Source organism: Streptomyces sp. SID3343 (genome assembly GCF_009865215.1).
Classification (GTDB): domain Bacteria; phylum Actinomycetota; class Actinomycetes; order Streptomycetales; family Streptomycetaceae; genus Embleya.
The window spans coordinates 1-6,289 of sequence record NZ_WWJX01000651.1 but is presented as its reverse complement, the minus strand read 5'-3'; the positions used below and the strand labels follow the sequence as shown (position 1 = coordinate 6,289).

The window sequence follows — 6,289 nt, the reverse complement described above, 5'->3', positions numbered from 1 at the left end:
CGGTCGTCGGTCGTCGGTCGTCGGTCGTCGGTCGATCCTGCCGGCTGCCGGCCCCGAACCCACAGGCGTTTACCGCTACCGCGCCGAGTCGCACTCCCGGGCCCGAGCCCGCAACATGTCCCGCTCTCGTTCGTTGCGGGTCAGCGTCGCCGCCCGTTCGAACTCCGCCCGCGCCTCCGCCGTACGCCCCAACCGCGCCAGCAGATCGCCGCGCACGCTCGGCAGCAGGTGATACGCCCGCAACGCGGGTTCGCCGTCGAGGGCGTCCACGATGGCCAGCGCGGCCGCCGGGCCGTCCGCCATCGAGACCGCCACCGCGCGGTTCAGTTCGACGACGGGCGACGGCGAGACCACCGCGAGCCGGGCGTACAGGGTCGCGATCGTCGACCAGTCCGTCTCGTCGTAGCGCACCGCCCGGGCGTGGCACGCGGCAATCGCGGCCTGGAGCGTGTACGGCCCCGGAATGTCCCCCACCGCGCTCGCGCGTTCCAGGGCGGCGAAGCCGCGCCGGATCAGCAGCCGGCTCCAACGGGCTCGGTTCTGATCGGCGAGCAGCACCGGTTCGCCGTCGGGACCGGTCCGGGCGGCGGTGCGCGACGCCTGGATCTCCAGGAGCGCGACGAGTCCGTGCACCTCGGGTTCCTGCGGCATCAGGGCCGCGAGCACCCGGCCGAGCCGGAGTGCGTCCTCGCACAGCGCGGGGCGCAGCCAGTCGTCGCCGGTGGTCGCGGAGTAGCCCTCGTTGAAGACGAGATAGACCACCTCCAGGACGGAGCCGAGACGCTCGACGCGGTCGGCACCGTACGGCACCTCGAACGGGACGCCCGCCTTGGCGAGGGTGCGTTTGGCCCGAACGACGCGCTGGGCCACCGTCGGTTCGGCGACCAGACAGGCGCGGGCGATCTCGTCGGTGGTCAGCCCGCCGAGCAGCCGCAGGGTGAGCGCGATGCGGGCCTCGGCGGAGAGTACGGGGTGGCACGCGGTGAAGATCAGCCGCAACAGGTCGTCGTCGATGTCGTCGACGTCCGACGGCTCGGGAGGCGGCACATCCTCCAGCGTGCGGCCGACCTCCGCGAGCTTGCGGGCGTAGGTCTCCTTGCGGCGCACCAGGTCGATGGCGCAGTGCTTGGCGGTGGCCGTGAGCCAGGCCCCCGGATTGTCCGGCACGCCCGACGCGGGCCACTGTTCGAGCGCGGCGACCAGGGCGTCCTGCGCAAGCTCCTCGGCGATGCCCACGTCCCGGACGATCCGGGTGACACCGGCGATGATCCGCGCCGACTCGATCCGGAACACCGTCTCTACCGCGCTCGCCGTCGTCACCGCCACATCAGAACAGCCGCGCGACGGGCGGGCAAGCGCGGTGCGACCGGCGCGGGCTACCCCTCCGCGATCTCCCGGACCTCGGCGGTGATGCTCACGTCGTCGGAGTGCACCCGCAGGAAGCGCTCGGCCCAGGCGACGGCCTCGGCCTTGTCCTTGGCCTGCACGATCGAGTAGCCACCGATGACCTCCTTGGTCTCGGTGAACGGGCCGTCGACGACGGACATCCTTCCGCCCGACCAGGTCAGCCGGGTGCCTTCCGCGGTCGGTGCCAGCGCCGCGGTGTCGAGCATGACGCCGGCCTTGGTGATCTCCTCGAACAACGCGCCCATGCGCGCGTCGAACCCGGGATCGCGGTCGTCGGCGGGGGTGTTCTCGTCGATACGGATCACGGTCAGAAAACGCGGCATGCCGGCTCCTCGGTGCGGTCGGGGAAGCGGGGCTGCTCCCGGCTTCCCACTCTTGCGTCGAACGGGACTCCGCCGCATCGACGGCTCCCCGGAGAATCTTCCGAGACTTTCGCGCGGGCACCGGCTGCGCCGCGCCGGCGGCCGTCTTCGATGCCGCCGCGGGCGCCTACGATGCTGCGGCGGGCGCCTACGATGCCGCGCCGACCCCGGCCCGGAGGCCGGCAGGCCCGCACCGCCCCCCGCCGGTCGAGGTCGCCCGCCCTCGCCGCCGTCGGCCGTACCCGCCCTCAGGCTCCGGTCAGCCGGAATCGCACCGGCAGTTCGCGTCCCTGACCGAGCAATTCGCCCGTCGCCTCCTTGACGTCCTTCACCGTGTCGATCCCACGCCAGTAGCCGTCGATCCGGAACGCCCGCATCCGGTCCTGTTCGGCCAACGCCGGGAAAGTGGTGTCCTCGTGATCGCCCTTGTCGGGCAGGAGCCCGCTCACCTGCGACGCCATCGCGTACACACCGGAGTTGATCCAGTAGGGCAGCACCGGCGACTGTACGAAGCCGCGGACGCGATCCGCCTCGTCGATGTCCACCACACCCCAGTTCGAGCGGTACGGGGACAACGCGATGGTGACCGCGGCCCCGCTTCGGGCATGCCCCTCGATCAGGTCGCCCAGGTCGAAGTGGGTGATCACGTCGCCGTTGAGGGCCAGGAAATCGCCTGCGGGATCGGCGAGTTGTCGGGTGGCGAGCTTCATCCCGCCACCTCGGCCCAGCGGTTCGTCCTCGACCGCGTACGCCGCGCTCAGGCCGAAGCGCGAGCCGTCGCCCACGTACGCCCGGATCAGATCGGCCCGATACCCCACCGACAGCACGACCTGCTTCACCCCGTGCTCCGCCAGCCACAGCAACTGATAGCCCAGGATGGGCGATCCGGCCACCGGGACCATCGCCTTCGGCGCGTCGTCCGTGTACGGCCGCATGCGCGTGGCCTGCCCACCCGCGAGGATGATCGCCTGCTCGATCGACAAGACCCGACTCCGCTTCTTCTTCGCAAAAGCAACGTGCAACAAGTGACGTGAAAACACGGGCGTGAGAACACGTGGCATGAAAACAAGTGGTTTGTATCGCCCGGCATCATCGCACCCGCCCGGCCGGCGCCGAACCCGACCACTACCGCCCCACACGCAACAGGCGGGCAGCATGTCCATGGGCATCGGCCTCGTCGAGACCACGACGGAGGCGCCCGCGGCATCGGCCCGGTGGGCGACCTGGACCCGACGCGGGCAGGGCGGCGACCGCCTTCGAACGGTCGCCGCCCTCCCGTCAGCCGAGTTCGGCCTCGATCAGGTCGGCCGCGCGGGAGGTGCCGCCCTCGGCTCGGACCTGGGCACGCAGCCGGGCCGAGCGCTCGGCCACCGTCGGGTCGGCGGTCAGGTCGAGCAGCGCCGCGCGCAGGGCGTCCGCCGTGGCATCGGCGGTGTCCAGGCGGCGAGCCACCCCGAGTTCGACCAGCCGATCGGCGTTGGCGAACTGATCGGCGGCCTGAGGAACGGCGATCATCGGCACGCCGGTCATCAGCCCCTCGCTACTGCCGCCCATGCCCGCGTGTGTGACGAACGCGTCGGCCTGTCGAAGGATAGCCAACTGCGGTACCCACGGGTGGAGTTCGACATTGGACGGCACGTCGCCGAGGTCGGCGGGGTCGGTGTGCCTGCCGATCTGGAGCACGACATGCCAGCCGGGCAGCCCACCGAAGGCGGCCAGGCACCGGCGATAGAACTCACTCTGCCGAGTGAACGCCGAGCCCAACGAGATCAGCAACACCCGTTCGGCGCCTTCCGGCCGGGTCCAACTTCTCTGCTCCGCACGGTCGCCCGGACACGGGCCGACGAAGGTGACCACGTTGTCGTCGACCCGCTCCGCGTTCGGCTGCATCGCCCTCGGCACGATCGCCACGACCCGCGCGGGTCGACCACCGAACGCGTCCACGTCCGTCGTGGTCGCGCCGCACGTCGCGAGCCAGTCGGCGAACCGGGCCCAATAGGCATCTCCGCCCGGGAGTTGCCTGATCTGCGACGCGACCTCCGCCTCGTAGCCCTGCCACGCCACATAGCTCGGCGAGAGCTGGACGATCGGTCGCTCCTGGCGTTCCGCGAGCGCACGCGCCGCGTACGCGCCGATGTCGTAGAGGTACAGGTCGGCGGGATCCGCGTCGAACGCGGCCCGCAACTGCGGCAACGCCTGCACCGCGTCGTCCAGGAAGAGACCCATCGCGGCGATCGGGTCCTCCGGCCAGGCGTTGTCGGTGACGGGCAACACGGATCGGTACGGCACGAACTCGGCCCCCGTCGGGGCAAGCAGCTCGGCCACGGCCGGGTCGTTGACACAGCTCACGCGGTGACCGCGGACCACCAGCTCGCGCACGATCTCCAGGCTGGGCAGCACATGGCTGACGGCGGGAATGCCGATCATCGCGATGTGGGTACGGCGACGGGACATGAGAATCTCTCGTTCGGATCAGTGGCGGCAGCAAAGGCACACAGGGGCCTTCGCGTGGACGAACGGGCAGCCCGAACACTCCCGATGGCGGCACAAGCGTCACGCCCACCGGTTCGGACCGTTCGAGGGCACAGCCCTCGACGTCGTCAGCCGTAGATCTGAATGAAATGCATGGTGCCGACCGTACCTTGATCATTCGGATGGGCTCCACCCGGAATCGCTTCGGAACCCGGTCGGCACCGTGATGGACCCGTCCTCGGCCACGCTCCTGGATAACTGACTGCCCGTCAGGACTCGTCGGAAGCCCTCACCTCCGACGAGAGATTCCGCGTGGAAGGCAATGCGCATGTTCCGTTCGAAGATCTCCCGTGTCCTCGGTGTCGGTGTCGCCGCCGCAACACTCACCGCCGTCGCCCAGGGGCCCGCCTCGGCCGCGAACGTGAGCTGGGGCACCGGCTATCCGAACCTCGGCAACGCCGTATGTTCGAGTTCGACGGTGCTCTCCCAAACCGGAGTCCAGCTCCTCACCTGCATCACGTGGGGCGGTGGCAAGGCGCAGGCTTACACGATCGCCGCGAACAACAAGAGCAGCTCCGTCCTGCTCCCCGAGGTCAAGAACGGCGTCACCGCGAACTCCGCGACCAACACGTGCGCGGCCGTCGCGATGCCCGCGAGCAGCTCCCGCTTCTGCAACGGGCCCCGTATCACGCTGCCTTCGGGGACCTGCACGACGATGTTCGCGTTCACCGACTACTACTGGTTCAGCAGCCAGGCCCAGTGGTCGCCTTCGCGCGAGGTGTGCGCCTGATCCCCCCTGCGCGGTCACCGGACCGGCCCGGGCGGCGTCCCGGGCGCGGGCCGGGCGCGGGCCGGGCGCGCCCTGCACCGGCTCGCCTCGCCGTGTCACGGGCACGGTGGGGGCGGCGCGTCACGGGCACGGCCGAGGCGCGGTCGGGATCACCGACCGCAGCACACGCACGGGGTCGTCACCACGTCGCCCGACAGGATGAGCTGTTGCAACCGGCGCGCCTCGTGCCCGGGTTCGATTCCCAGGCGGTCCACCAGCACGGTCCGCAACCGTCGATACGCCTGCAACGCGTCCGCACGCCGCCCACTGCGGTACAACGCGACCATCAAGCGTGGCCACCACGGCTCGTACAGGGGATCCCGGGCGGCGAGCCCGGCCAACTCGTCGACCACGTCGCGATGCCGCCCGAGCGCGAGGTCGGCGTCGATCCGGGCCTCCTGCGCGGAGACCTGCAATCGGATCAAGGCGGCGCGGTGACACGCCACCGGTCCGGCCGGGTCCACCGGATCCACCCCGGCGTACGGCTCCCCGCGCCAACGATTCAACGCGTCGGCCAGCAGATTCGCGGCCGTCTTCGCGTCTCCCGCCACGAGCGCGGCGCGCCCCGCCGCCACCCGGGCCGCCACCGCCGAGGCGTCCGACTCCAGGCGCGCCGGCCCGAGTTCGTAGCCACCGGGTCTGGTCAGCACGATCTCGCCCGAGTCGTCGCCGAGTAACCGTCGCAGCCGCAGCACGGCCTGCGCAACGGCCTTGCCGCGCATCGCCGGTGGCTCGCCCTGCCACACCTCCGTCAGGATCAGACCCACCGGTACGACCTTGCCCAGGGAGGCCGTGAGCAGAGCCAACAGGGCCCTCGGCCGTCCGGCGACGATCGGTCGCCATTCGGCGTCCGCGGGGCCGGTTTCCTGGGGGTTCGCTTTGCGGGGGCTCGCTTCGCGGGGGCCGGCGGGCCGCACCACGATCGGGCCGAGCACACCTACCCCGGCCTTGTCCGTCGCCCCGCTGCCGTAGACCGTCCGCGGCACCCGCACCGACTGAAGCATCCGTCCTCCTCCGTCTTCGCGCGCATCCTCGGTGGAGGCTAGGAAGGCGACACGTGACAGTGGGGCGGACGGGGCGCGTTTCGAGGGATATAGCGGGTGTTCCGAGGGTCCCTGAGGGTGCACGGGGAGTTGCGGCCGCGCGGGGTGGGGCCGGGGCCGGGTGGGGCGGGTTCGGTTCGGGCGGGGCGGGGCGGGGCTGGGCGGGTTCGGTCCGG

6 protein-coding genes are annotated in these 6,289 nt (G+C 71.2%); 1 reads left to right on the top strand and 5 read right to left on the bottom strand.

Features of this window, described 5'->3' with window-relative positions:
* Positions 1–75: 75 nt before the first annotated feature.
* The 4 genes from GT354_RS20090 to GT354_RS20075 all read right to left on the bottom strand — a co-directional run bounded on the left by GT354_RS20090 (position 76) and on the right by GT354_RS20075 (position 4,223).
* Positions 76–1,320 carry an RNA polymerase sigma factor gene (locus GT354_RS20090; protein ID WP_161357684.1) on the bottom strand — a complete coding sequence of 415 codons (1,245 nt, stop codon included), beginning with the start codon at positions 1,318–1,320 and terminating at the stop codon, positions 76–78.
* Between the two features lie 56 nt (positions 1,321–1,376).
* Positions 1,377–1,730, bottom strand: coding sequence for a YciI family protein (locus GT354_RS20085; RefSeq protein ID WP_161357683.1), 354 nt, complete (start codon positions 1,728–1,730; stop codon positions 1,377–1,379).
* 287 nt (positions 1,731–2,017) lie between these two features.
* Complete coding sequence (locus GT354_RS20080) at positions 2,018–2,752, bottom strand: nucleotidyltransferase family protein (RefSeq protein ID WP_202512079.1); 735 nt, start codon at positions 2,750–2,752, stop codon at positions 2,018–2,020.
* A gap of 295 nt (positions 2,753–3,047) precedes the next feature.
* Entirely contained in the window at positions 3,048–4,223 is a 1,176-nt protein-coding gene (locus GT354_RS20075) for a macrolide family glycosyltransferase (protein ID WP_161357681.1), read from the bottom strand.
* Between the two features lie 346 nt (positions 4,224–4,569).
* On the opposite strand from GT354_RS20075, the gene GT354_RS20070 reads away from it, so the two are divergent.
* On the top strand, positions 4,570–5,031 hold the full coding sequence (locus GT354_RS20070) for a hypothetical protein (protein ID WP_161357680.1): 462 nt from the start codon (positions 4,570–4,572) through the stop codon (positions 5,029–5,031).
* A gap of 149 nt (positions 5,032–5,180) precedes the next feature.
* On the opposite strand, the gene GT354_RS20065 is transcribed toward GT354_RS20070, so the two are convergent.
* On the bottom strand, positions 5,181–6,074 hold the full coding sequence (locus tag GT354_RS20065; RefSeq protein WP_161357679.1) for an AfsR/SARP family transcriptional regulator: 894 nt from the start codon (positions 6,072–6,074) through the stop codon (positions 5,181–5,183).
* Positions 6,075–6,289: the final 215 nt, after the last annotated feature.

What these genes read in the sequence shown, in the direction of transcription:
- GT354_RS20075 (WP_161357681.1), bottom strand. Translation starts at nt 4,223, where the DNA reads ATGTCCCGTCGCCGTACCCACATCGCGATGATCGGCATTCCCGCCGTC.
- GT354_RS20065 (WP_161357679.1), bottom strand. Translation starts at nt 6,074, where the DNA reads ATGCTTCAGTCGGTGCGGGTGCCGCGGACGGTCTACGGCAGCGGGGCG.
- GT354_RS20085 (WP_161357683.1), bottom strand. Translation starts at nt 1,730, where the DNA reads ATGCCGCGTTTTCTGACCGTGATCCGTATCGACGAGAACACCCCCGCC.
- GT354_RS20070 (WP_161357680.1), top strand. Translation starts at nt 4,570, where the DNA reads ATGTTCCGTTCGAAGATCTCCCGTGTCCTCGGTGTCGGTGTCGCCGCC.